The 24576-nt window shown below is 34.8% G+C and carries 29 protein-coding genes; 6 read left to right on the forward strand and 23 right to left on the reverse strand.

What is annotated here, in order from left to right:
- Positions 1 to 3 precede the first annotated feature (3 nt).
- The 17 genes from rplE to rpsL all read right to left on the reverse strand — a co-directional run bounded on the left by rplE (position 4) and on the right by rpsL (position 9806).
- The gene (gene rplE / locus FN795_RS18605; protein WP_012022484.1) at positions 4 to 555 is read right to left on the reverse strand and encodes a 50S ribosomal protein L5; all 552 of its coding nucleotides are present in this window, start codon (positions 553 to 555) and stop codon (positions 4 to 6) included.
- A 2-nt stretch (positions 556 to 557) separates the two neighbouring features.
- A complete protein-coding gene (rplX, locus tag FN795_RS18610; RefSeq protein WP_007803650.1) occupies positions 558 to 872 on the reverse strand; it encodes a 50S ribosomal protein L24 in 315 nt (104 codons plus the stop codon).
- Between the two features lie 11 nt (positions 873 to 883).
- Positions 884 to 1252, reverse strand: a complete 369-nt coding sequence (gene rplN / locus FN795_RS18615; protein ID WP_007803649.1) for a 50S ribosomal protein L14 — start codon at positions 1250 to 1252, stop codon at positions 884 to 886.
- 2 nt (positions 1253 to 1254) lie between these two features.
- Positions 1255 to 1515 (reverse strand): 30S ribosomal protein S17, encoded by a 261-nt coding sequence (gene rpsQ, locus FN795_RS18620; protein ID WP_007803646.1) that lies wholly within the window; start codon positions 1513 to 1515, stop codon positions 1255 to 1257.
- Positions 1516 to 1532: 17 nt separating this feature from the next.
- A complete protein-coding gene (gene rpmC, locus FN795_RS18625; protein WP_008464297.1) occupies positions 1533 to 1724 on the reverse strand; it encodes a 50S ribosomal protein L29 in 192 nt (63 codons plus the stop codon).
- Between the two features lie 12 nt (positions 1725 to 1736).
- Positions 1737 to 2162 carry a 50S ribosomal protein L16 gene (gene rplP, locus FN795_RS18630; RefSeq protein ID WP_017495016.1) on the reverse strand — a complete coding sequence of 142 codons (426 nt, stop codon included), beginning with the start codon at positions 2160 to 2162 and terminating at the stop codon, positions 1737 to 1739.
- A 19-nt stretch (positions 2163 to 2181) separates the two neighbouring features.
- On the reverse strand, positions 2182 to 2943 hold the full coding sequence (gene rpsC, locus FN795_RS18635) for a 30S ribosomal protein S3 (RefSeq protein ID WP_007803635.1): 762 nt from the start codon (positions 2941 to 2943) through the stop codon (positions 2182 to 2184).
- A 5-nt stretch (positions 2944 to 2948) separates the two neighbouring features.
- Complete coding sequence (gene rplV, locus FN795_RS18640; protein WP_007803631.1) at positions 2949 to 3362, reverse strand: 50S ribosomal protein L22; 414 nt, start codon at positions 3360 to 3362, stop codon at positions 2949 to 2951.
- Positions 3363 to 3368: 6 nt separating this feature from the next.
- On the reverse strand, positions 3369 to 3647 hold the full coding sequence (rpsS, locus tag FN795_RS18645; RefSeq protein ID WP_008464288.1) for a 30S ribosomal protein S19: 279 nt from the start codon (positions 3645 to 3647) through the stop codon (positions 3369 to 3371).
- Between the two features lie 6 nt (positions 3648 to 3653).
- Positions 3654 to 4478 carry a 50S ribosomal protein L2 gene (rplB, locus tag FN795_RS18650; protein WP_035650459.1) on the reverse strand — a complete coding sequence of 275 codons (825 nt, stop codon included), beginning with the start codon at positions 4476 to 4478 and terminating at the stop codon, positions 3654 to 3656.
- A gap of 9 nt (positions 4479 to 4487) precedes the next feature.
- Positions 4488 to 4778, reverse strand: a complete 291-nt coding sequence (gene rplW / locus FN795_RS18655; protein WP_012022489.1) for a 50S ribosomal protein L23 — start codon at positions 4776 to 4778, stop codon at positions 4488 to 4490.
- Positions 4779 to 4785: 7 nt separating this feature from the next.
- A complete protein-coding gene (gene rplD, locus FN795_RS18660) occupies positions 4786 to 5415 on the reverse strand; it encodes a 50S ribosomal protein L4 (protein WP_115889868.1) in 630 nt (209 codons plus the stop codon).
- Positions 5415 to 6032 (reverse strand): 50S ribosomal protein L3, encoded by a 618-nt coding sequence (gene rplC, locus FN795_RS18665; protein ID WP_035650463.1) that lies wholly within the window; start codon positions 6030 to 6032, stop codon positions 5415 to 5417. The genes rplD and rplC overlap by 1 nt, the downstream gene beginning before the upstream one ends.
- Positions 6033 to 6438: 406 nt before the next feature.
- Positions 6439 to 6744 carry a 30S ribosomal protein S10 gene (rpsJ, locus tag FN795_RS18670; RefSeq protein ID WP_007803605.1) on the reverse strand — a complete coding sequence of 102 codons (306 nt, stop codon included), beginning with the start codon at positions 6742 to 6744 and terminating at the stop codon, positions 6439 to 6441.
- A gap of 11 nt (positions 6745 to 6755) precedes the next feature.
- Positions 6756 to 8912 (reverse strand): elongation factor G, encoded by a 2157-nt coding sequence (gene fusA / locus FN795_RS18675; RefSeq protein WP_035650464.1) that lies wholly within the window; start codon positions 8910 to 8912, stop codon positions 6756 to 6758.
- Positions 8913 to 8922: 10 nt separating this feature from the next.
- On the reverse strand, positions 8923 to 9399 hold the full coding sequence (rpsG, locus tag FN795_RS18680) for a 30S ribosomal protein S7 (protein ID WP_026727879.1): 477 nt from the start codon (positions 9397 to 9399) through the stop codon (positions 8923 to 8925).
- Between the two features lie 23 nt (positions 9400 to 9422).
- Positions 9423 to 9806 (reverse strand): 30S ribosomal protein S12, encoded by a 384-nt coding sequence (rpsL, locus tag FN795_RS18685; RefSeq protein ID WP_007136570.1) that lies wholly within the window; start codon positions 9804 to 9806, stop codon positions 9423 to 9425.
- 167 nt (positions 9807 to 9973) lie between these two features.
- Between rpsL and FN795_RS18690 the strand changes: the two genes are divergently transcribed.
- The 5 genes from FN795_RS18690 to FN795_RS18710 all read left to right on the forward strand — a co-directional run bounded on the left by FN795_RS18690 (position 9974) and on the right by FN795_RS18710 (position 18146).
- Complete coding sequence (locus FN795_RS18690; protein WP_142452008.1) at positions 9974 to 11692, forward strand: BamA/TamA family outer membrane protein; 1719 nt, start codon at positions 9974 to 9976, stop codon at positions 11690 to 11692.
- Between the two features lie 85 nt (positions 11693 to 11777).
- Entirely contained in the window at positions 11778 to 15023 is a 3246-nt protein-coding gene (locus FN795_RS18695; protein WP_142452009.1) for a SusC/RagA family TonB-linked outer membrane protein, read from the forward strand.
- A gap of 11 nt (positions 15024 to 15034) precedes the next feature.
- Positions 15035 to 16480 carry a SusD/RagB family nutrient-binding outer membrane lipoprotein gene (locus FN795_RS18700; RefSeq protein ID WP_142452010.1) on the forward strand — a complete coding sequence of 482 codons (1446 nt, stop codon included), beginning with the start codon at positions 15035 to 15037 and terminating at the stop codon, positions 16478 to 16480.
- 86 nt (positions 16481 to 16566) lie between these two features.
- A complete protein-coding gene (rlmB, locus tag FN795_RS18705; RefSeq protein ID WP_142452011.1) occupies positions 16567 to 17301 on the forward strand; it encodes a 23S rRNA (guanosine(2251)-2'-O)-methyltransferase RlmB in 735 nt (244 codons plus the stop codon).
- Positions 17302 to 17345: 44 nt separating this feature from the next.
- Entirely contained in the window at positions 17346 to 18146 is an 801-nt protein-coding gene (locus FN795_RS18710) for a DUF2490 domain-containing protein (protein WP_142452012.1), read from the forward strand.
- Between the two features lie 3 nt (positions 18147 to 18149).
- On the opposite strand, the gene FN795_RS18715 is transcribed toward FN795_RS18710, so the two are convergent.
- Both FN795_RS18715 and FN795_RS18720 read right to left on the reverse strand, forming a co-directional pair.
- Positions 18150 to 18656, reverse strand: a complete 507-nt coding sequence (locus FN795_RS18715; RefSeq protein ID WP_142452013.1) for a hypothetical protein — start codon at positions 18654 to 18656, stop codon at positions 18150 to 18152.
- A gap of 67 nt (positions 18657 to 18723) precedes the next feature.
- Positions 18724 to 19488, reverse strand: a complete 765-nt coding sequence (locus FN795_RS18720) for a rhomboid family intramembrane serine protease (RefSeq protein ID WP_142452014.1) — start codon at positions 19486 to 19488, stop codon at positions 18724 to 18726.
- 170 nt (positions 19489 to 19658) lie between these two features.
- Here FN795_RS18720 and FN795_RS18725 point away from each other — a divergent pair, with 170 nt between their 5' ends.
- On the forward strand, positions 19659 to 20936 hold the full coding sequence (locus FN795_RS18725; RefSeq protein ID WP_142452015.1) for a replication-associated recombination protein A: 1278 nt from the start codon (positions 19659 to 19661) through the stop codon (positions 20934 to 20936).
- A 15-nt stretch (positions 20937 to 20951) separates the two neighbouring features.
- Here the strand turns inward: FN795_RS18725 and FN795_RS18730 are convergent, their stop codons facing one another.
- From FN795_RS18730 to FN795_RS18745, 4 genes are all read right to left on the reverse strand, one after another.
- On the reverse strand, positions 20952 to 21707 hold the full coding sequence (locus FN795_RS18730) for a hypothetical protein (protein ID WP_142452093.1): 756 nt from the start codon (positions 21705 to 21707) through the stop codon (positions 20952 to 20954).
- Between the two features lie 2 nt (positions 21708 to 21709).
- Positions 21710 to 22396 carry a YjjG family noncanonical pyrimidine nucleotidase gene (locus tag FN795_RS18735; RefSeq protein WP_142452016.1) on the reverse strand — a complete coding sequence of 229 codons (687 nt, stop codon included), beginning with the start codon at positions 22394 to 22396 and terminating at the stop codon, positions 21710 to 21712.
- Positions 22397 to 22399: 3 nt separating this feature from the next.
- Entirely contained in the window at positions 22400 to 23089 is a 690-nt protein-coding gene (radC, locus tag FN795_RS18740) for a RadC family protein (RefSeq protein ID WP_142452017.1), read from the reverse strand.
- A 126-nt stretch (positions 23090 to 23215) separates the two neighbouring features.
- Positions 23216 to 24571 carry a UDP-N-acetylmuramate--L-alanine ligase gene (locus tag FN795_RS18745; protein WP_142452018.1) on the reverse strand — a complete coding sequence of 452 codons (1356 nt, stop codon included), beginning with the start codon at positions 24569 to 24571 and terminating at the stop codon, positions 23216 to 23218.
- Between the last annotated feature and the right edge of the window lie 5 nt (positions 24572 to 24576).

A 24576-nucleotide genomic window follows, 5' to 3' on the forward strand; every position in this document is an offset into this window, starting at 1 on the left:
GTCTTAATTCTTTTTAAAAGGTAATCCTAATTCAGCCAATAATGACTTTGCTTCCTTGTCTGTTTTTGCAGTAGTAACAAATGTAATATCCATTCCTGAAATTTTGTTTACTTTGTCAATATCAATTTCTGGGAAAATGATTTGCTCCAAAACTCCAAGATTGTAGTTACCTCTTCCGTCGAAACCAGTAGCTTTAATACCACCAAAATCTCTAACGCGTGGCAAAGCAGAAGTAATAAGTCTATCTAAAAACTCATACATTCTTTCACCACGTAAAGTTACTTTTGCTCCAATAGGCATCCCTTTTCTTAATTTGAAAGACGCAACGTCTTTCTTAGAAATTGTAGATACTGCTTTTTGTCCAGTGATCTTTGTTAACTCATCAACAGCATAGTCAATAAGTTTTTTATCAGATACAGCTGCACCAACTCCACGGCTCAAAACGATTTTTTCAAGTTTAGGAACTTGCATTACGTTTGTATATCCGAACTCTTCTTTAAGAGCAGAGATTACTCTACTCTTATATTCTTCTTTTAGTCTAGGTGTATATGCCATTACTATAGTACTTGATTAGATTTTTTTGAAAATCTTACTTTCTTATCTCCTTCTACTCTAATACCTACTCTAGTTGTCTCCTTAGTTTTAGGATCAATTAGAGAAATGTTAGAAATTTGAATAGAAGCTTCTTTCTTAACGATACCACCTTGAGGGTTTTTAGCACTTGGTTTTGTATGTTTCGAAACCATGTTTACACCTTCAACTATCGCTTTATTTTTCTCACGGTAAACACGTAGAACTTTACCTTCAGCACCTTTATGGTCTCCAGCAATAACTCTTACGATATCTCCTGATTTTATTTTTAGCTTTATCATCTTAAAACGAATTAAAGCACTTCTGGTGCTAATGATACAATTTTCATGAATTGTTTTTCACGAAGTTCTCTTGCTACCGGACCAAAAACACGTGTTCCTCTCATTTCCCCTGCAGCATTCAAAAGAACACATGCATTGTCATCGAAACGGATATAAGAACCATCAGCTCTTCTCACTTCTTTTTTGGTACGTACAACAACTGCAGTTGAAACAGCTCCTTTTTTAACGTTTCCGTTTGGAGTTGCATCTTTAATAGATACTACAATCTTGTCACCAACAGAGGCATACCTTCTTTTGGTACCTCCTAAAACACGGATAGTTAAAACTTCCTTAGCTCCCGTGTTATCTGCTACTTTTAGTCTTGATTCCTGTTGTACCATAATTATTTAGCTCTTTCTAAGATTTCAACTAATCTCCAACATTTTGTTTTACTTAAAGGACGCGTTTCGCTAATTCTTACAGTATCTCCAATGTTACAGTCGTTTGTTTCGTCGTGTGCAACATATTTCTTTGTTTTCAACACGAACTTACCGTATAATGGGTGTTTTACTTTTCTTACTTCAGCAATAACAATAGACTTATCCATTTTATTTGAAGTAACAACACCTATTCTTTCTTTTCTTAAATTTCTTTTTTCTTCCATCTTTCAGCAGAATACAATTATTGTAACTCTCTTTTAGTTAACTCTGTAGCCAATCTTGCAACTGTTCTTCTAACGCTTCTAATTTGAAGTGGGTTAGCAATTGGAGAAATAGCATGAGCCATTTTTAGGTCAGCATATACTTTCTTAGTTTGACTAAGCTTTTCTTGCAACTCCGCTGCAGAAAGATCTTTTATTTCTGATTGTTTCATAATAAATATAAATTATGCTTCGAAATCTCTAGCAACGACGAATTTAGTTTTTACTGGAAGTTTCTGAGCTGCAAGACGTAAAGCCTCTTTTGCAACTGACAATGGAACTCCTCCAACTTCAAACATAATTCTTCCTGGTTTAACAACAGCAGCCCAATACTCAACTGCTCCTTTACCTTTACCCATACGTACTTCAAGAGGCTTCTTAGTGATAGGTTTGTCTGGAAATATTTTAATCCATAATTGTCCCTCTCTCTTCATGTAACGAGTTGCAGCGATACGCGCAGCTTCGATTTGACGAGAAGTTAAGAACATTCCATCTTCATGTACAGATTTAATACCAAACATTCCATTAGAAAGTTCATGCCCTCTTTGAGAGTTACCTTTCATCTTACCTTTTTGTACCTTACGGTATTTTGTTCTTTTAGGCTGTAACATTTTTCTTTAGTTTAAAAATTTACTTTCTTTTACGAGCATCTGGTTTACCACCTTTGTTAAAAGGTTTTCTATCTCCTCTTGGAGAATCTCCACCTTTACCACCACCAGTTCCAGATTGTTTTTTATCCATTCCTGCAAGTGGAGAAAGATCTCTCTTTCCGTAAACCTCACCTTTCATGATCCATACTTTGATACCCATTCTACCGTAAGTAGTGTGAGCTTCAGCCAAAGCATAATCAATATCAGCTCTGAAAGTTGATAGAGGAATTCTACCTTCTTTGAAACCTTCTGAACGCGCCATCTCAGCACCATTCAAACGACCAGAAATCAAAACTTTGATACCTTCAGCGTTCATACGCATAGAAGCAGCAATAGCCATTTTGATTGCACGTCTGTAAGAAATACGGCTTTCGATTTGACGAGCGATGCTTGTCGCCACAAGATAAGCATCTAACTCAGGTCTTTTGATTTCAAAGATGTTGATTTGAACCTCTTTGTCAGTAACTTTCTTAAGTTCTTCTTTTAACTTGTCTACCTCTTGTCCACCTTTTCCGATAATGATACCAGGTCTAGCAGTAGTGATAGTAACGGTTACAAGTTTCAAAGTTCTCTCGATGATTACTTTTGATACACTAGCTTTTGATAAACGAGCATGGATATACTTTCTGATTTTGTGATCTTCGGCTAATTTATCACCGTAATCATTTCCACCATACCAGTTTGAGTCCCATCCTCTGATGATACCAAGTCTATTTCCAATTGGATTTGTCTTTTGTCCCATGCTGCTTAAGAATTGCTTTGTGTGTTATTGATAGCTCCAAGCACGATTGTTACGTGATTAGAACGTTTTCTGATCCTGTGTGCACGACCTTGTGGAGCTGGACGAAGTCTTTTTAACATCATTCCACCATCTACTCTGATCTCTTTAACAAATAATCCAGCTTCTTCTAAATTACCTTCACTATTTTTTTGCTCCCAGTTGTTGATTGCAGATAATAATAGTTTTTCTAATTTTCTTGAAGCTTCTTTAGAACTGAATCTTAAAATGTTAAGTGCTCTTTCTACCTTCTGACCTCTTACCAAGTCCGCTACTAAGCGCATTTTTCTAGGTGAAGTAGGGCAGTTATTCAATTTTGCGAAAGCAATAGACTTATTAGCCTCTTTTCTCGCATCTGCTGTTTCTCTTTTACGAACTCCCATTGCTTCTTATTTTTTACCTTTATTTTTTGCTCCAGCATGACCTCTAAAAGATCTAGTTGGTGAAAACTCTCCTAATTTGTGACCTACCATGTTTTCTGTTACGTAAACTGGTACAAATTGACGACCGTTATGAACTGCGATAGTTTGTCCAACGAAATCTGGAGTAATCATTGAAGCTCTAGACCAAGTCTTAACAACTGCATTTTTACCACTTTCTACGTTTTCCTGAACTTTCTTGTCTAATTTATAATGAACGAAAGGTCCTTTTTTTAATGAACGTGCCATATCTTATTATTTCTTTCTACGTTCTACGATATACTTGTTACTCGGGTTTTTCTTAGAACGAGTTCTGTAACCTTTAGCTGGCAATCCGTTTCTTGAACGTGGGTGCCCTCCAGAAGAACGTCCTTCACCACCTCCCATAGGGTGATCAACTGGGTTCATCGCTACTGGTCTAGTTCTAGGTCTTCTTCCTAACCATCTTGTTCTACCTGCTTTACCAGACACAACTAATTGGTGGTCAGAGTTAGAAACAGCTCCAATTGTAGCCGAACAAGTTAACAAGATCAATCTTGTTTCACCAGATGGCATTTTAATTGTTGCGTATTTCCCGTCTCTTGCCATTAACTGAGCAAAAGTTCCAGCTGAACGAGCAATAACAGCTCCTTGTCCTGGACGTAACTCAATACAAGATATAACAGTTCCAAGAGGAATTCTGCTTAAAGGTAATGTATTACCAATTTCAGGTTGAGATTCTGGACCAGAAACTAATTTCTGACCAACTTTCAATCCGTTTTGAGCAATTACATAAGTTTTCTCTCCATCAGCATAAGCTAATAAAGCGATAAATGCAGTACGATTTGGATCGTATTCGATTGATTTCACTGTAGCCGGAATTCCGTCTTTAGTTCTTTTGAAATCAATAATACGATATCTCTGCTTGTGACCACCACCCGTATAACGCATGGTCATCTTTCCTTGACTATTTCTACCTCCAGAGTTTTTTATCGGCGCTATCAAAGAGCGTTCCGGCTTATCAGTTGTAATGGCGTCATAACCATTCACAACTCTAAATCGCTGACCTGGGGTAATAGGTTTTAATTTTCTTACTGACATTTTTCTATCTTAGATATTGTTGTAAAAATCAATTGTTTCTCCTTCTTGTACTTGAACAATCGCTTTTTTAATTGCATTTGTCTTTCCACTGATTAAACCACTTTTAGTGTATTTAGTAGATCTATCTGGTCTCACATTCATAGTGTTAACAGAAACGATAGTTACTCCATAAGCAGCTTCAACAGCTTTCTTAATCTGAACTTTGTTCGCTTTTTTGTCAACAACGAATCCAAAACGGTTTAGAACTTCACTTTCTTTGGTTACTTTTTCCGTTACTATAGGTCTGATAATGATGCTCATATTCCTATTATTTACTTAAATTTTCTTCAATTAACTCTAAAGAACCTTCCAAAAGCACTAAATTATTAGCGTTTAATATCGCGTAAGTGCTTAATTCCGAGCTAGTTACGACGTTTGAAGCCTTTAAATTACGTGACGACAAATATACGTTTTTATTTGACTCACCCAATACAAATAGAGATTTTTTATTTTCTAACCCTAAAGCTTTCAAAACGTTAATGAAATTTTTAGTGTTTGGCGCTTCAAAATTAAAGTCTTCAAGAACAACAATATTTGCTTCTTTTGCTTTAATTGAGAAAGCTGATTTTCTAGCCAATCTTTTTAAGCTTTTATTCAATTTGAATGAATAACTTCTTGGTCTTGGTCCGAAAACTGTTCCACCACCTTTAAACAAAGGATTCTTAACACTTCCTGCACGAGCAGTACCAGTTCCTTTTTGTTTTTTAATCTTACGCGTACTTCCAGTTACTTCAGCTCTTTCTTTAGCCTTGTGAGTACCTTGTCTTTGATTAGCAAGATATTGCTTAACATCAAGATATACTGCGTGATTGTTTGGTTCAATTGCGAATACTGAATCAGAAAGTTGAACTTTTCTTCCAGTATCTTTTCCGTTGAAATCTAATACTTTTACTTCCATTACTTCTGAATGATTACGTAAGAGTTTTTGTGTCCAGGAATACACCCTTTAACAACAAGTAGATTCTTTTCAGCCACTACTTTTAAAACTCTAAGGTTTTGAACTTTTACATTTTCTCCTCCCATTCTTCCAGCCATACGCATTCCTTTGAATACTCTAGATGGATAAGAAGAAGCTCCTACAGAACCTGGCGCTCTTAAACGGTTGTGCTGACCATGAGTAGCTTGTCCAACCCCACCAAAACCGTGACGTTTAACAACACCCTGGAAACCTTTACCTTTAGATACACCTTGTACATCTACAAATTCTCCTTCTTCAAAAATAGAAACATCAATAAGATCTCCTAATTTTTGTTCAGTTGCGAAATCTTGGAATTCAACGACTTTTTTCTTAGCAACAGTTCCAGCTTTTTTAAAGTGCCCTAAAGCAGCTTTAGTAGAATGTTTCTCGTTTTTGTCATCGAAACCAAGTTGCAACGCTTCGTACCCGTCAACACCTTTGGTTCTGACTTGGGTAACAACGCATGGACCAGCTTCGATTACTGTACAAGGAATGTTTTTCCCGTTTTCATCGAAAATACTTGTCATGCCGATTTTCTTACCAATTAACCCAGACATAAATATTAATTATTAATTACTAAAATTCCCTTCAATTTGAAAATAACAGAAATTTCCAAACAGGGAGTGCAAAAGTAGATATTAAAATTGAATATACCAAACAGTTACAAAAATTAAATCGCTCATAATCAAAATCCAAGCTCCAAAATGGTAGTAAAAACAACTTTACATATCTCAAAATTTAAAACATTTTTTTTAATCTTAAGACAATTCAGACTTAACAATTACTTAATAAAATTGAAACAAAAAACTTTCGCACCGCCTTAAAACAAAGGCGTTTACACAAAACCAAAAGACTACCAAAATCGTAAAACACTCAAAAAATAAGCAAATCAAAATCATCTTTCAAAAACAAAAAAAGCGAGACAGGAATGTCTCGCTTTTTATATAAAAAAATATAAAAAAATTATACTTTTATCTCTACTTCTACTCCACTTGGCAATTCAAGCTTCATTAAAGCATCAATAGTTTTAGATGAAGATGAATAAATATCAATCAATCTCTTGTATGACATTACTTCAAATTGCTCTCTCGCTTTTTTATTAACGTGCGGAGAACGCAATACAGTGAAAAGTTTTTTGTGAGTTGGCAACGGAATTGGACCTGTTACAACTGCTCCAGTAGTTTTTACTGTTTTCACGATCTTTTCAGCAGATTTATCTACCAACATGTGATCGTAAGATTTTAGTTTTATTCTGATTTTTTGACTCATTTTCTTAAGAATTAAGCGTTACCTTTTGCTTTTTTAATTACCGCTTCCGAAATATTAGAAGGCGTCTCTGCATAGTGAGAAAACTCCATTGTTGAAGTTGCTCTACCAGAAGATAATGTTCTTAATGTTGTTACATAACCAAACATTTCTGATAAAGGCACATCAGCCTTGATAGTTTTAGCTCCATTTCTATCACCCATATCATTAACCTGACCTCTACGACGGTTCAAGTCACCTACGATATCACCCATATTTTCTTCTGGAGTAATAACTTCGATTTTCATGATTGGCTCAAGAATAACAGCTCCAGCAGCACGTCCAGATTCTTTATAACCCATTCTTGCAGCTAACTCAAAAGATAATGCATCAGAATCCACAGGGTGGAAAGATCCATCAGTTAAAGTTACTTTCAAACTATCCACAGCATATCCTGCTAATGGACCAGTTTTCATAGCCTCTCTAAATCCTTTTTCAACAGCAGGGATATATTCTTTAGGAACGTTACCACCTTTTACAGCATTGATAAATTGTAATCCAACTGGAACTTTACCATCAACTTCATCAGCAGGCTCAATTGTAAATACGATATCACCGAATTTACCACGACCTCCAGATTGTTTCTTGTAAGTCTCTCTATGTGTTGCAGATCTTGTAAACGCTTCTTTGTATTCAACTTGAGGTTCACCTTGGTTTACTTCAACTTTAAACTCACGTTTCATACGATCTACTAAGATATCTAAGTGAAGCTCACCCATACCTGAAATAATAGTTTGACCAGAAGCCTCATCAGTTCTAACTGTAAATGTTGGATCCTCTTCAGCTAATTTAGCTAAAGCCATACCCATTTTATCAACGTCAGCTTTTGTTTTTGGCTCAATAGCAATACCAATTACAGGATCTGGGAATTTCATAGATTCCAAGATAATTGGATTCTTTTCATCACAAAGAGTATCTCCAGTTTTGATATCTTTAAACCCTACAGCAGCTCCAATATCTCCAGCCTCAATAAATTCGATTGGATTTTGTTTGTTAGCGTGCATTTGGTAGATACGAGAAATTCTTTCTTTGTTACCAGAACGAGTATTTAAAACGTAAGAACCAGCATCTAAACGTCCAGAGTAAGCACGGAAGAAAGCTAAACGACCAACGAATGGATCAGTAGCAATTTTAAATGCTAAAGCCGCGAATGGCTCCTTAACATCTGGCTTACGCAAGATTTTAGTTTGATCTTCTTCTAATAAATCAGCATCATCAGGGTGAATTCCTTCGATACCTTCTTTATCTAACGGAGATGGCAAATACTTACAAACTGCATCCAACATAAATTGAACACCTTTGTTTTTGAAAGACGAACCAGCAAGCATTGGGATAATTGCCATATCAATAGTAGCAGCTCTTAATGCATTGTTGATTTCTTCCTCTGTGATAGAGTTTTCATCTTCCATGTATTTATCCAAAAGATTCTCGTCGTAAGTAGCAATCTCTTCGATAAGAATAGAACGATATTGTCTAACTTCGTCTACCATATCAGCAGGAATATCAACAATATCAAAAGTAGCTCCTTGAGTTTCATCATGCCATACAATAGCTTGATTTTTAACTAAGTCAACAATACCTTTAAAATCTGCTTCATCACCAATAGGCAAAGTAATTGCAACTGCATTCGATTTCAACATATCTTTAACCTGTCCGCATACTCCTAAAAAGTTAGCACCTTGACGGTCCATTTTGTTTACGAATCCCATACGAGGAACTCTATATTGATCAGCAAGTCTCCAGTTAGTTTCTGATTGTGGCTCAACACCATCAACAGCACTAAACAAGAAAACCAAACCATCAAGTACACGTAAAGAACGGTTTACCTCTACAGTAAAGTCAACGTGCCCAGGAGTATCAATAATATTAAAGTGATAAGGTAATGATTCCGGAAGAGTCTTACCTTGCTCAGTTGGAAAATTCCAAGTACAAGTTGTAGCAGCAGAAGTAATTGTAATACCTCTTTCTTGCTCTTGCGCCATCCAGTCCATTGTTGCAGCACCATCGTGCACCTCACCAATTTTGTGTGACTTTCCAGTATAAAAAAGAATACGCTCAGTTGTTGTTGTTTTACCAGCATCAATATGAGCAGCAATCCCGATATTTCTTGTATATTTTAAATCTCTAGCCATTTCTTACGAATTAAAATCTAAAGTGAGAGAATGCTTTGTTAGCTTCTGCCATTTTGTGAGTATCCATTCTTTTCTTAACTGCAGCACCTTCTTCTTTAGCAGCAGCTAAACATTCTGACGCTAAACGTTGTGCCATAGATTTTTCATTTCTCCTTCTAGAATAAAGTATCAACCACTTCATTGCCATAGAAATTTTTCTGTCTGGACGAATCTGCATTGGAATTTGGAATGTAGCTCCACCAACTCTACGGCTACGTACTTCTACGTGAGGCATAACGTTTGTTAAAGCATCTTTCCAGATCTCTAATGAAGTCTTCTCATCATTTTGCTTTTTAGTTTCAATGATATCAATTGCATCATAAAATACTTTAAAAGCTGTAGATTTCTTACCATCCCACATTAAGTTATTCACAAAACGCGTTACTAATTGGTCGTTAAACCTTGGATCCGGTAAAAGTGGTCTTTTCTTTGCCGCTCTTTTTCTCATGTCTTTTTCTTAAAAGTTTTAAATTACTTTTTTGCTTCTTTTGGGCGTTTAGCACCGTACTTAGATCTTCTTTGCGTTCTTCCTGCAACTCCTGACGTGTCAAGCGCTCCACGAACGATATGATATCTAACACCTGGTAAATCTTTTACCCTTCCACCTCGCACTAATACTATCGAGTGCTCTTGTAGATTATGTCCTTCTCCAGGGATGTAAGCATTCACTTCATTACCATTTGTCAAACGCACACGCGCAACTTTACGCATTGCAGAGTTTGGTTTTTTTGGTGTAGTAGTGTAAACACGCGTACAAACCCCTCTTCTTTGAGGACAAGAATCTAAAGCAACCGATTTACTCTTCTTAGTGATCTGAGTTCTTCCTGTTCTTACTAATTGTTGAATTGTTGGCATAATTAATACTAAAAATTATTATGTTTATTAAATTCCCGCTTTTTACGGGGTTGCAAATGTATAAAATATTTTTCACTATACAAACGTTAAATCATTAATTTTCAAGAACATTATTTAACCTTATGTTTTTACAAACAAACAATAGATATTTGCAATACTATTAACAAATGAAAAAACAGCTTTTGAAACTCTTATTAAAAATATTCCTTCTTTACCTAATAAGCTTTTCAAGCTATGCCCAAAATTTCCATCTAACAATAAAGGGAGCAAACAAAACTGAAACTCAAATCATTGACTCTTTAAACTACAAAAAAGATCACCTAAATATAAAATCGCTATCTGAAGAAGCAAAAAGCACATCCGAAAAGCTATCTAAAATTGGTTATTTAGAAAACAATATTCAAAGCACAACCCAAATAAATGACAGCACTTACAAAACAGAAATTGATTTAAAAGACCAGACAAAATATATACATATATATATAGGTAGAAATAATTCTTTTTTTTATTCGGAAGAAACAAAAAATGATACCATAATTCTTCCTTACACTAAAGTTGAAAATTATTTAAACCAAAAAATTATCGATGCTGAAAAACAAGGCTACGCACTTAGCAAAATCAAACTTGAAAATATTCAAAAAAAGAAATCTATAATTTATGCGGACTTAAATTTCAAATCAGAAAAAAAAAGAACCATAAATTCAATTATACTTAATTATGTAAATTCAAAAGGAAAAGATTTTTTCCCACAAGGACATTTAAAACAACTCAATAAAAAATACCTAAACAAAACATTCAATCAAGAAACAACTCAACAACTCTACGAAGACATAAACAGTTATGAATTTATTTCACAAACAAAATATCCCGAAATACTATTCACAACCGATTCAACCAAAATTTATACCTATATAGAAAAAAGAAAAGCAAACACTTTTGATGGTTACATTGGATTCTCGAACGACGACGAGAACAAAATGAATATAAATGGATATATAGATATTACATTATTAAACACACTTCATGCCGGCGAACAATTTTCTTTGTACTGGAAGAGCGATGGAAATCAGCAAAAAACGTTCAATTCAAAATTAGAGATTCCGTACATTTTCAAATCTCCGCTAGGAATAAAAGCTCAATTGAACATATTCAAACAAGACAGTACATTTCAAAATACAAAAACTGCTATTGACTTAGGATATTACTTAAATTACAATTCCAAAATTTACGCCGGATATCAATCAACCGAATCTAGCGATATCCAAAACATAAACAATTCACAAATCAGCGATTTTAAAAATGCATTTTTCACATCAAGCTTCGACTATAAACAAATTGACTACAAGAATAATCTTCTTCCTCGAAAAGCACTTGTAAACTGGATAATTGGTTACGGAAAAAGAAACACCAACAACGATCCCGAAACAGCCGGATCGAGTACACAATTTTATACAAATTTAAATGCATCGTACAATTTCGAGATTAACTCCAAGAATTTCATTAACATAAATTCACAAAATTTCTATCTACAAAGCAAGAATTATATTTCCAATGAATTGTTCCGATTTGGCGGCATGAATTCCATTAGAGGCTTTTTAGAAAACAGTTTACAATCTAACTTTAATTTTTTAATTCTTACAGAATACAGATATAAATTTACACCAACCATCTACATACATACAATAGCAGATTATGGTATATATCAAGACTTAACATCTATAATTGACCCAAACAAAACAAAGAAATTAATAGGACTAGGAATTGGGGCAGTTTTACAGACTCCAAACGGATTGTTAAAGATAAACCTCACGAATGGCAGTCAAAATATCGAAGAGTTACAATTATATAACACTATCGTAAACATATGTTATAATGTTAAATTTTAGCAGGAACTGAAAAAAGTTTAAACTAATATTAGGATAGTTAACAAATTATTAAGAGTTTTGCGATACTAATTCAAAATATTTAAAAATGAAACTAAAGTTCAATGGATTCTTAGTGCTTTTATTAGTACTAGTAGCGCAACTTACTTTTGCGCAAGAAAGAGCCGTTTCAGGGACAGTTTCTGACAATGCCGGAATGCCTTTGCCAGGTGTGAGTGTATTAGTTAAGGGAACAAAAGCTGGAACGCAAACTGATTTTGATGGTAAATTCACTATCAAAGCATCATCAAGCCAAATTTTGGTATTTAGCTACATTGGAATGAAAACCCAAGAAGTAGCTGCAAGTTCTACTTCATTAAACGTAAAATTAGCAGCAGCCGCTCAAGAACTTGAAGGAGTTGTAGTAACGACTGCTTTAGGTATTAAAAGAGAGAAAAAATCTCTTGGTTATTCTGCTCAAACAGTATCAGCTGAGCAAGTTGGAACTGTACCAACAGGAAACTTCACGAATAACTTATCTGGAAAAGTTGCTGGTCTTAGTGTAACTCAAGGTACTAACTTTGGAGGATCTACTAACGTAGTTCTTAGAGGTTACAAATCTCTTTTGGGTGACAACCAGGCTTTATTCGTAGTTGATGGTGTGCCAATTTTGAACAACAACGTAAACAGTCTTGATCAAAAAAGTGGTAGAGGTGGATACGATTACGGTAACGCTGCATCAGATATCAACCCAAACAACATTGCTGAGATCAACGTTTTAAAAGGTGCTGCTGCAACAGCTCTTTACGGATCTAGAGCACAAAATGGTGCGATCATCATTACAACTAAAAAAGGAAAATCTAGAACTGATTTATCAGTTGAGTTTTCTTCTTCTTACACAATGTCTACTGTAGACAAAACAACTTTCCCAAAATACCAACAGGAGTATGGAGAAGGTTATTTTGGACAAAGATTCTCTACTTATAACGGACAACCAAGAACTAGATCAGGAGATGATGCTTCTTACGGACCAAAATATGATGGTTCTTTAGTTTGGCAATATGATGCTTTTACTCCAGGTTCTCCTAATTATGGAAAACAAACTCCTTGGAAAGTTGCTAGCAATGGTCCAATCGAATTTTTTGACACAGGGACATCTACAATCAACAACATCTCGTTAAATGGAGGTACTGAAAAAGCTACTTACAGATTAACTTACGCAAACACAGACAGCAGAGACATTTTGCCAAATTCATTATTAAGCAAAAACAACTTCAACTTTGCCGGTACTTACAAATTCAACGACAAATTAAGCTCTACTTTCAATGCTACTTATGTTTCTCAAAACACAAGAAACAGAAACTCAACTGGATATGGAGGAAACCAATTAGCTGGTTTCAGACAATGGTGGGCTACAAACGTTGACCTTAACGAGCAAAGAGATCTTTATTTCCAAAGCCGTCAAAACTACACTTGGAACATTAAAAGTGCTGCAGACATTACTCCAGCATACTGGGATAACCCTTATTTCCAAAGATACGAGAACTACAACAACGATAGCAGACAAAGAGTTGCTGCTAACGCAAGTATTACTTACGACGTAAATAAAAACTTAAGCTTTACAGGTAGAGTTGGTACTGACGGTTTCAACTTAAAAACAGAAGATAGAATTGCTCCTGGTTCAACTCCTGCAACTCTAGGTTCTAACGCAAACCTTCAAAACCTTCCAGCGCAACCATCTGGTTATGCATTAGATCTTTATAACTATAGCGAGCAAAACTATGATTTCCTTGCAACTTATAAAAAAGACTTAACTGAAGATTTAAATCTTAATGTGCTTCTTGGTACAAACTACAACGTACAAAGCAAATTCAGTAATCAACAAATGACTTCAGGAGGATTATACATTCCTGGACTTTACACTATCTCTAACTCAGTTTCTGCACCTGCTCTTCCTAGAATCGTAGATACTAGAAAAGAAGTATTAGGTTTATTTGCACAAGCTACATTAGGATACAAAGGAACTTACTACTTAGAAGGTTCTGTTAGAAGAGATCAATCTTCTGCTCTACCTAAAGACAACAACGCATACTGGTATTCTGCAATTTCAGGAAGTGTTGTTTTCTCAAACTGGTTAAAAGATGTTGAGTTCATCAACTTTGGTAAATTCAGAGTTGCTTACGCTCAAGTAGGTTCTGATACAGATCCAAACCAATTATTAGACAACTATACTGCTAGAACTCCATTCGGAACTCCAGTATATTCATTCAATACTACTGCTAAAAATCCAAACTTAAAACCACAACAGTTAGACAACGTAGAGGTTGGTTTGAATATGCAGTTTGCACAAAACAGACTTGGATTTGATGTTGCTTGGTTCCAAAACAAAGCTTTCGATCAAATTTTACCATTGCCAGTATCAACTTCTACTGGATCAAACTTCAACACTGTTAATGCTGGAACATTAACTACAAAAGGTTTTGAGGTTACTCTTACAGGAACTCCTGTTAAAACTGACAACTTCTCTTGGGATATTAGCGTTAACTGGTCTAATCCAAACACTAAAGTTACAGAATTGGCTCCAGGTATTGAGAACATCAACATCAACTCTCTTCAAGGAGGTATCAGTATCAATGCTCCATTAAACCAAGACTATGGTCAAATTTGGGGAACAACTTACGTATTAGATGATGCTGGAAACAGAATTATCGGTGCTAACGGCGCATACGAAGTTTCTACAACTACTGATAACAAATTAGGAACTTACCAAGCTGATTGGATTGGTGGTATTAACAACAAATTCAACTACAAAAACCTTTCTTTCAGCTTCTTAATTGATATGAAAAAAGGAGGAAGTGTTTTCTCACTTGACCAATATTATGGATACGGAACAGGTATCTATGCTAACTCAGTTGGAAACAACGACTTAGGAAACCCTATCAGAAATACATTAGCAAACGGTGGTGGTGAAGTTTTACAAGGTGTAATGTTAAACCCTGCATACACACCTGGAGGAACTCAACCACAATATGTTACAAACACAACAAGATTAGACAGATCTCAGTCTAGCCAGGTTTTAGGTACTGACCCACCTGCTGCTGCATTTGTTTACGATGCTGGATTTGTAAAATTAAGAGAGGTTGTATTGACTTATAATCTTCCTTCAAGCATTTTAGGAAGTGCAATTAAAGGAGCTTCTTTTAGTGTAATAGGTAACAATCTTTGGATCATTGACAAAAGCTTGCCTTATTCTGATCCAGAAGCAGGATTGTCTTCAGGTAACACACAAGGTTACCAATCAGGACCTATGCCGACAACAAGAAATATTTCTTTTAATGTCAAAGTTAATTTTTAAAAAAAATGAAGATGAAAAAAATCATAGCAATATTAGCAATAGGTCTGTCGATGACAGCTTGTGTTAATGAAGATGCAAACACCGATCCAAATAGTGCCTATAGCACTGTACCAGGATCATTGATTACTTACGCCCAAAAAGAATTAAGCGACTATGTTAATACTCCAAGCGTAAACGAGAACAACTTTAGATTGACAATGCAATACTGGCAAGAAACAACTTACGTAAACGAAAGTAACTACGACTTTACAAACCGTAACGTTTCTAACCAAATTTACTCAGATAACTACGTAAACGTATTGAACAATCTTGGTAAAGCTAAAACGATTATTAATGCTTATGCACCAACTGCAGATGAACTAGCAGCTTGGCCAGCAAACAAAAAGACTCAATTAGCTATTATTGATATCATGCAAGTTTACACATATCAGCTTTTAGTAGATACGTTTGGTAATATTCCTTACACTCAAGCTGCAAACCTTGCTCAATATCCATTACCTGCTTATGATGATGGAGCGACTATTTATGCTGATTTAATTACAAGAATCAATGCTGACATTACTGCCTTAAGCAGTGGTACAGCTAATAGCTTCCCAACTTTCTCTAGTGGAGATAAGATTTATGGAGGTGATCCTGTAGCTTGGCGTACTTTTGCAAACTCTTTAAAATTAAAACTTGCAATCGGAATCGCAGATTCAAATCCAACTTTAGCACAAACTAATGCACTTGCTGCTATTGCTGCTGGAGTAATAACATCTCCTGCTGGAAATGGACATTTCCCATACCAAGAGGCTTCACCAAACTACAATCCTTTGTATGAAAACTTAGAAGCTAGTGGTAGAGAAGATTTCGTTGGTGGAAAAACTTTAGTTGATTACATGAATGCATCTAACGACCCAAGAAGACCTGGTTACTTCACAACAAAAGGCGGTCAATATATTGGTCTTCCAATTGGTGAAGGTGGTGAATTTGCAGATTATTCTCATGCTGGAGACTATGCATACACTCCAGATACTCCTGGAAACATCTTGACTTCTACAGAAGTTGCTTTTTATGTTGCTGAAGCAAATGCACGTTGGAATACAGCTGCAGCACCAGCAGCTTATACTGCAGCGGTTACTGCTTCAATCTTAGAATGGGGTGGTTCAGCAGCAGATGCTACAGCTTACCTTGCAACAAAACCATACGATGCTGTTAATTGGAAAAAATCAATTGGAGAGCAAGCTTGGGTAGCGATGTATAATCAAGCTTTAACTGGTTGGAATTTCTGGAGAAGATTAGATTTCCCTGTATTATTAGCTCCTCCTACAGCGATCAACAATGCTGGTGGAAAAGTTCCTGTAAGAATGGCTTACCCAGTTCTTGAGCAACAAACAAATAGCACAAACTGGAAAGCTGCTTCTACAGCAATCGGTGGAGATTTGTTAACTACAAAACTTTTCTGGGATAAATTCTAATTTTAGACCGAAAACATAATACTAAAACCACTCTGTTCATTCAGAGTGGTTTTTTTTTATATAAACAATATAACTATATTTGCATCATGGAAAAAGAACATCAAATATTTGGAATTAGAGCCATTATAGAAGCAATTCAGGCAGGAAAAGAAGTTGACAAAGTATTTATACAAAAAGAAATTTCTGGAGAATTAATGAAAGATTTAATGAAAGTGATGAAACGCGCTAACATTAATTTCTCTTATGTGCCGGTTGAAAAATTAAATCGTCTTACTCCAAATAACCACCAAGGTGCTGTTGCAACAATATCACCTATTGGATTTATTGAATTAGAGCATTTAGTTGAATCAACTATTGAATCTGGTTCAAAACCATTATTTTTAATTCTAGATCAAATTTCTGATGCAAGAAATTTTGGTGCAATTATCAGAACTGCAGAATGTACCGGAGTAAATGGTATCATTATTCAAAAAGCTGGTTCAGCACCTGTAAATGGAGATACAGTGAAAACTTCTGCTGGAGCTGTTTTTAATGTTCCAATCTGTAAAGTTGAACATATTAAAGATGCCATTTTTTATTTACAAGGATCAGGAATCAAAACTGTTGCTGCAACTGAAAAAACAGATCAAAACATTTACGATGTAACGCTAAACGAGCCCGTAGCAATTATTATGGGTTCTGAAGACAGAGGAATCAATCCTTCGGTGCTTAAAATTGTAGATGAAAAAGCTAAACTACCAATGTTTGGTTCTATAGGGTCACTTAATGTTTCTGTGGCTTGTGGTGCGTTTTTATACGAAGCTGTTCGCCAAAGAAGCTAAAGAGCAATATTGAGGATTAAGTGGACTCATAAATTACCTAATGAATGTCTTCAAAAAATACTCATAACATATTTAAAAAAATCAGTTTAATACTTGTAATTTTTTCAATTACAAGTATTATTCATGGACAGACTACCACATACAATCAATTCTGGAACGAGATTCAGCTTAATAGAACCATAAATAAAAAATGGTCTGCAGAATTAGATATTGCCGCAACTTACAGCAGTACAGAATCTTCCTCAAATATATTTGAGCAAAATATTCAGAGATCGCTTCGCGGTTGGGGGCACTATTATTTAACTCCAAGATGGAAACTATCTGCATTTCTTGCGTATTACAACAACAAAGATATTCCCGAAATTGGGCAGTTTGAATCGCCTGAATGGAGATATGCATTACAGGGGATTTATTATTTTCATAAAACCGGCTATACTTTAAGTACTCGAATGAGACTAGAACTTAGACATATGAAAAACCAAGAAGACGATTACGAGAATGTACTTCGGTATCGTCAACAAATTAAATATATAAAACCTATCAATAGCAAAGTTCTTAGAGAAGGAGTCGTTTATGCAATCGCCTCAGACGAAATCTATTTTAAATCAGGAACAAAAGTAACCGGAGAAAGTTTTTTTGATCGAAATAGACTAAATATTGGAGCTGGTTATTTATTTACAGATGACATACAAGTCGAATTAACATATGCTAATGAATATCTTCCTAGAAACAGCGGTAATCAAATTGTAAACGCCGCCTCATTGACCATGACATTCAACAATCTTTTTGAAAATTTAAATAAAAAGTTGTTGCATAAAAATAATCCCCAGACAAGCGACGAATAAACCTCACTTTTCTTCTTCTTTCAAAAAACAAGCAAGTTGTCTTATGATAGCACGTTTATGCAACTTAAAATTATAGTCTCTTACAAATTCAGTCCCTTCCATTTTAATTTCAGCAACTAAAGCTTCAAATTTAGAAAACGAGTCGAGATCTTTATCGTCAATTAAATACAAAACCTGCATTATTGAATCATTTTTAATATACTGTGTATCATAATGTGCCAACTTATATGTTTTGTTATCTGCCAAGTGCATAATTAAATCATCTTTAATTTTCTTACCTTCTTTTTTTGGAGGAAACGGAGTTGGCTGTAGTGCTATAAAATAATGTTCTTTATCGGTTACGATATTAATTTTTAGCGATTTTGATGTGGTCGTGTAAAAAACTTCGGGGTCAAAATAATAGACCATTGATCCATCAGCCAATATTCTATTTTTAATATCGCATTGTGCGGTTGCCTTATTATTTACTAAAAAGAACAAAACAAAAAATACAAATCCTATCTTCTTCATAACAAGTAAAATAAATTAGAATATCTCACACAAAAATAACCTTTTTAAGTCAGAATAGAATTGGTTATTATTCTTTATTCTCTGATTCAGACTTTGTTACAACATAATATACCGGAAAACTTGAAGTGAAATAGTTATTTTCTAAATCAGATTCTTCCTCGGGAATTTCAGTATTTACAAAATTTCCATTTTCATCGAAATGCTTCATAAAAGGATCATTCTCCGGATTAAAATCAGGACGTTGCCAATCGTAGACAATTGGTTTTGCATATTCTGGAGTTTTGTAAAATAACGACAAAACACAACCTGTAATGAAACCGGCCAAATGTCCTTCCCAGGAAATGGTTTTATCTACGTCTGGAAAAACATACCAAATCATTCCGCCGTATAATAAAATTACTGAAAGTGAAAGTGCAACTAAACGATAATAACCAGTTTGAATACCTTTAAAGAAAATAAAACTCACCAAAACATAAATCAGTCCACTTGCGCCAATATGATAATTTTCCCGACCAATAACCCATGTAATTAGACCTGAAAACAAAATTCCATAAGCAATAACCGGAATAGTTTGCTTTGGATAAAAAAATTGCAACGCAGCCAGCAAAACAAGCAACGGAATCGAATTATTATACAGATGTTCTAAATTTTCATGAATAAAAGGACTAAATAAAACACCTTGCAAACCCGAAAAATCCCTTGGATAAATTCCGTTTTGATAAAAATCAAAATCGAAACGAATCTGAAACCAATAAACTATCCATAAAAAAAGGACAAAAAATAAAGGAAGCCCAATTACAGCTGTTGAAAATTTAAAATCTTTATCATTCATATTTTAAGAAATCAATTCAGTTATTGGCATCAAAAAACTGTCCAAATCTAATTTACTGATAATTTGTCATATTATAAAACATGTCTCAGATTGTAACAATCCTTTTCTGAATCATTTGTTTTAACTTTTAAGAGACAAAATCTAAAATTAAAAAATAGTAATTTTGTAAAATGGAAGCACCGTTAGCCGAGCGTATTCGCCCACAGAAATTAGAAGATTATGTAAGTCAAAGTCATTTGGTTGGCCCGAATGGATCTTTGACACAACAGATTTCAAAAGGAATTATTCCGTCTTTAATTTTTTGGGGACCTCCTGGCACAGGAAAAACTACTTTGGCACAAATTATTGCACAAGAATCAAAACGTCCATTTTATATATTAAGCGCTATCAATTCGGGTGTAAAAGATATTCGGGATGTTATTGATAAAGCAAAACAAAGCGGTGGTTTATTTACTGCCAAAAATCCCATTTTATTTATTGATGAGATTCATCGTTTCAGCAAATCTCAACAAGATTCACTTTTGGCTGCAGTTGAAAAAGGATGGATTACACTAGTTGGTGCAACAACAGAAAACCCAAGTTTTGAAGTTATTCCGGCATTATTGTCGCGTTGTCAGGTTTATGTATTGAATGCCTTTACAAAAGAGGATCTAGAAGCCCTATTGCATCGTGCAATGAAAGTGGACAGTTATCTTGCTTCCAAAAAAATTATTTTAAAGGAAACAGAAGCTTTACTACGACTTTCTGGCGGTGATGGCAGAAAGTTGCTCAATATTTTTGAATTAGTTGTAAATGCTTCAGCAGGCGATGAAATCACAATAACAAATGACCGTGTTTTTGAACTCGTACAGCAAAATACTGTTTTATATGACAAAACGGGCGAGCAGCATTATGATATTATTTCAGCATTTATAAAATCGATTCGCGGAAGTGATCCTAACGGAGCTGTATATTGGCTTGCCAGAATGATTGAAGGCGGTGAAGATGTAAAATTCATTGCCCGAAGAATGCTTATTTTATCTAGCGAAGACATTGGAAATGCAAACCCAACGGCCTTTATTATGGCAAATAATACTTTTCAGGCAGTAACAACTATTGGTTATCCTGAAAGTCGTATTATATTGAGCCAATGCGCCATCTATCTTGCAACTTCTCCAAAAAGCAACGCTTCATACATGGCAATTGGAAACGCGCAGCAATTAGTAAAACAAACCGGCGACTTACCAGTTCCTATTCACTTAAGAAATGCTCCAACAAAATTGATGAAAGAATTAGGGTATGGCGATGATTACAAATATTCGCATGATTATGCCAATAATTTTGCAGAACAAGAATTCCTGCCTGATGCCGTAAAAGAAACGGTTCTTTACAATCCTGGGAACAATTCTCGAGAGAATAGTAACCGCGAATTTTTAAAGAACCGTTGGAAAGATAAATATGGTTATTAAAACCCTATTTTATATTTAGAATTTCACTGAAACTTTTTCAGAAACTAATTTATCATTTTGATAATATTCAAAAAACCATTGATTGTCTTTTGCATTCAAAGTTCCCTGAACTCCATCTTTAATAGCAATGAATGAATCTGGACGTGAAGTTTTCAATAATTTCATTACCACTTTTGGCGTTTTGTCGATCAACTGAAATCCATTTTCAGTTGGCTGTGCATAAAGTAAATTTGGATCTGCAACATCGGCAACTGGAGTTGAAATTGGCTGAGATGGTGTTACCGAAGCTGCAACCGCAACTGGAGCCGCAGTAATCATACCCGCTTTTCTACTAGGCGCAACAGTATTACCGCTATATTTATAATGAAGACCATTAATTGAAATAAAAGCCATATTTAAACTCTCTCTATACGCCGCTTCATAATCTTTTTCTTTGCTTTTTCCAATTTCTGAAGTATAAACCACTGTACCATAGCAATCTTTCAGCTCAACAAAAAGTTTCGTAACCAAAAAGCCGTTATCTTTTTTTACATCCATGTATAAAAGCTGACAGCGATCATTAAGTTCTACTGGGAGTTCTTCATTTGCATAAAAAGCCTGAAAACCAGCTTTAGTTAAATTTCCTTTGCTTATTGTTGCCATTCTGTATTGATTCTCTGATTTCATAAAATCATATTTCAACGGCACAATAACCGCTTTGTAGTCATTTACAGATTGTGCAAATCCGATAACTGAAATGAAAAATACAGCCAGCAAAAATTTAATTCTCATCATTATAAATATTTTTTAAGTTCTAATAAATGGTTTACTTGTTTTATATTTTGTGCAACATCAATTTTTTTCTCATTAAAGAAAATCGCATCCAGACCAGCATTTAAAGCTCCGTTTACATCGGCATCTAAACAATCCCCAATCATAATACTATTTTCTTTTGAAGCCTGAGCTAAATTAACAGCATAATCAAAGATAATACTATTTGGTTTTTTTACACCAGCTAATTCTGAATTTGTAATAGTATCAAAATATCCTGAAAGTGATGCGTTATTGATTTTTTTGTCCTGAACTTTTGCAAAACCATTTGTTATAATGTGTAGTCTATATTTTGGTTTTAGGTATTCCAGTACCTCAACAGCTCCATCAAAAAGATGATTATTATCGGTCAAAAATTCGATATAATCAGTAGCAATCTCATTTATATTTTCATCTGAAATTTCATAATTCAAAGCATCAAACGAAAACTTTAATCTGTTGTAACGCAATTCAACGTGTGTTATTTCATCATTTTGATATAACTTCCAGCAAGCCTGATTAATTGGAATATATTTTTCAATAAAATCCTCAGTTTTGATTTCTGGAAATTTGCTTTTGAAAATACGATCAAAAGCCATTTCTGAATTTTTGTCAAAATCCCAAAGCGTGTGATCTAAATCAAAAAAAACATCTGTAATATTGGTGTTCATAATCTAAAAAATTCCTTCGTCTACAAAACTATAATATTTTGTTTCAGTAATAATCAAATGGTCCAAAACTTTAACATCTAAGCTTTCGCCCGCCAATTTAATCCGATTCGTAATGAGTTTGTCAGCCTCACTTGGCTGCGTATTTCCAGATGGATGATTATGACACAAAATCAAGCTAGTAGCTCCATTTTCCAGCGCTAGTTTAAAAACCAGCCGAACATCTACAATAGTTCCTGTGATACCACCTTTACTCAGCTGCGATTTCGAAATTACTTTATTAGAATTATTCAGAAAAAGTACCCAAAATTCTTCATGAGCCAATTCTCCTATAATGGGAAGCATTAATTCAAAAACCAATTTGCTTGAAGTAATTTTTATTAATTCTACTGCATCTTCAGCGCGTCGGCGGCGTCCAAGCTCCAATGCAGCAATAATCGCAATAGCTTTGGCCTCGCCTATTCCTTTAAAATTCATCAATTGAGAAATCGACATTTTTCCCAATGTATTTAGATTATCGGCACTAGCCAAAATCCTTTTGCTCAACTCCACTGCCGATTCATTTCGGCTGCCTGAACCTATCAAAATTGCAATTAATTCAGCATCGCTCAAAGCATTTTTTCCTTTCAGCATTAATTTCTCCCGAGGCCTGTCATCCTCTGACCAATTGGTAATTGGGAAATGAGATTTTTCCATATTAAAACAAATTTTTAAAAGCGAAGATATTTAAAAAGAAAGAAATATCTTTCATTTTTTACTTCAATCAAAAAAAAGTGCCAACTGAAAACAATTGGCACATTATCTAATTTTCTAATTGATTAATTACTCTATCAACCCTTTTACTTCGTCAAAATTTAATCCTCCATAATTTCCGGAACTCATTAATAAAAGTGCCGAATTGTCTAAATTCAAATTGAATAAATATTCTTTGAATTCAGCAGGATTAGTATAAATAACAAGATCTTCACGGTTAAATGCTTTTGCAATTTGCTCGTAAGTTACTTCTTCTAACTGCTTAATTTTTACAGCATCTGGCGAATAAAACACTACTGCAACATCAGCATATTCAAGCGCCCCTTCATATTCTTTTAAGAATTCGGCATTTAAACTACTGTAAGTATGAAGTTCTAGACAAGCCACCAAAGTTCTGTTTGGGTATTGTTCTTTTACCGCTTTTGTAGTTGCAGCAACTTTACTTGGTGAATGCGCAAAATCTTTATAGGCAACTTTTCCTTTGCCTTCAGCTATTTTTTCTAAACGTTTTGAAGCCCCTTTGAAACTTGCAATTGCTTCATAAAAATCAGCTTCGTCGACACCCATATTTTGACAGATCCATTTGGCTCCGGCTAAATTGTTTAGGTTATGAGCACCAAAAACTTCAATTGGCATATCGCCTTCAGGAGTTTCTAATAAAGTTACACCGTCACTTACTGTATAATTTGGAGTTGAATAGGCCAGCTTTCGAATTGGATTTGTAGCTGCTTCAGCAACGCGTTTAACTTCTGGATCATTTTCATTGTAAACCAAAATACCTCCATTTGTAATTTTTCCGATAAAAATTTCAAACTGCTCAACGTAATTTTCATACGTTGGAAACACATTAATATGATCCCACGCAATTCCGGAAATCAAAGCGATATTTGGCTGATACAAATGAAATTTTGGACGTCTGTCAATTGGTGATGATAAATATTCATCGCCTTCCAAAACCATAAAATCATTTTCTTCGGTTAAGTGAACCATTGTATCAAAACCTTCTAACTGCGCGCCAACCATATAATCAACCGCAATATTATGGTAATGCATTACGTGCAAAATCATCGAAGTAATTGTCGTTTTTCCGTGAGAACCGCCAATTACAACTCGCGTTTTATTTTTTGATTGCTCATATAAAAACTCTGGATACGAGTAAATTTTCAAACCCAATTCCTGTGCTTTCAACAATTCAGGATTATCTGCTTTTGCATGCATTCCTAAAATGATTGCATCAATATCAGCAGTTATTTTTTCTGGAAACCAGCCTAATTCGGCAGGCAAAATCCCTTTTTTTTCTAATCTTGATTTTGATGGTTCAAAAATAGCATCGTCGCTTCCTGTAACCTGATATCCTTTGTTATGTAATGCTAATGCTAAATTGTGCATGGCACTTCCGCCTATCGCGATGAAATGTGTTTTCATTTAAA

Source organism: Flavobacterium resistens, from assembly GCF_900182645.1.
GTDB classification, from domain to species: Bacteria; Bacteroidota; Bacteroidia; order Flavobacteriales; family Flavobacteriaceae; genus Flavobacterium; species Flavobacterium resistens.